Source organism: Scopulibacillus darangshiensis, assembly GCF_004341035.1.
In the GTDB taxonomy this organism is placed as follows: Bacteria; Bacillota; Bacilli; order Bacillales; family Sporolactobacillaceae; genus Scopulibacillus; species Scopulibacillus darangshiensis.
The window spans coordinates 1-1,573 of sequence record NZ_SLXK01000088.1 but is presented as its reverse complement, the minus strand read 5'-3'; the positions used below and the strand labels follow the sequence as shown (position 1 = coordinate 1,573).

The 1,573-nt window shown below is 55.2% G+C and carries 1 rRNA gene; it reads left to right on the top strand.

Going from position 1 to position 1,573, the window contains the following annotated elements:
* Nucleotides 1–1,559 (top strand): 16S ribosomal RNA (locus EV207_RS22810).
* Nucleotides 1,560–1,573: the final 14 nt, after the last annotated feature.

Sequence of the window (1,573 nt, the reverse complement as noted above, 5' to 3'; positions counted from 1 at the left end):
TTTTGAGAGTTTGATCCTGGCTCAGGACGAACGCTGGCGGCGTGCCTAATACATGCAAGTCGAGCGCGGGAAGCAAGCTGATCCCTTCGGGGTGACGCTTGTGGAACGAGCGGCGGACGGGTGAGTAACACGTGGGTAACCTGCCTGTAAGACTGGGATAACTCCGGGAAACCGGGGCTAATACCGGGTAATCCAACGCACCGCATGGTGCGACGGTAAAAGATGGTTCTGCCATCACTTACAGATGGGCCCGCGGCGCATTAGTTAGTTGGTGAGGTAACGGCTCACCAAGACCGCGATGCGTAGCCGACCTGAGAGGGTGATCGGCCACACTGGGACTGAGACACGGCCCAGACTCCTACGGGAGGCAGCAGTAGGGAATCTTCCGCAATGGACGAAAGTCTGACGGAGCAACGCCGCGTGAGTGATGAAGGTTTTCGGATCGTAAAGCTCTGTTGTTAGAGAAGAACAGGTGCCATAGGAAATGATGGTGCTTTGACGGTATCTAACCAGAAAGCCACGGCTAACTACGTGCCAGCAGCCGCGGTAATACGTAGGTGGCAAGCGTTGTCCGGAATTATTGGGCGTAAAGCGCGCGCAGGCGGCTTCTTAAGTCTGATGTGAAAGCCCACGGCTCAACCGTGGAGGGTCATTGGAAACTGGGGAGCTTGAGTACAGGAGAGGAGAGTGGAATTCCACGTGTAGCGGTGAAATGCGTAGATATGTGGAGGAACACCAGTGGCGAAGGCGGCTCTCTGGCCTGTAACTGACGCTGAGGCGCGAAAGCGTGGGGAGCGAACAGGATTAGATACCCTGGTAGTCCACGCCGTAAACGATGAGTGCTAGGTGTTAGGGGGTCCAACCCTTAGTGCTGAAGTCAACACATTAAGCACTCCGCCTGGGGAGTACGACCGCAAGGTTGAAACTCAAAGGAATTGACGGGGGCCCGCACAAGCAGTGGAGCATGTGGTTTAATTCGAAGCAACGCGAAGAACCTTACCAGGTCTTGACATCCTCTGACACCTCTAGAGATAGAGTTTTCCCCTTCGGGGGACAGAGTGACAGGTGGTGCATGGTTGTCGTCAGCTCGTGTCGTGAGATGTTGGGTTAAGTCCCGCAACGAGCGCAACCCTTGATCTTAGTTGCCAGCATTCAGTTGGGCACTCTAAGGTGACTGCCGGTGACAAACCGGAGGAAGGTGGGGATGACGTCAAATCATCATGCCCCTTATGACCTGGGCTACACACGTGCTACAATGGGCGGTACAAAGGGCAGCGAAACCGCGAGGTTAAGCGAATCCCATAAAGCCGCTCTCAGTTCGGATTGCAGGCTGCAACTCGCCTGCATGAAGCCGGAATTGCTAGTAATCGCGGATCAGCATGCCGCGGTGAATCCGTTCCCGGGCCTTGTACACACCGCCCGTCACACCACGAGAGTTTGTAACACCCGAAGTCGGTGAGGTAACCTTTTGGAACCAGCCGCCGAAGGTGGGACAAATGATTGGGGTGAAGTCGTAACAAGGTAGCCGTATCGGAAGGTGCGGCTGGATCACCTCCTTTCTAAGGAAACGATC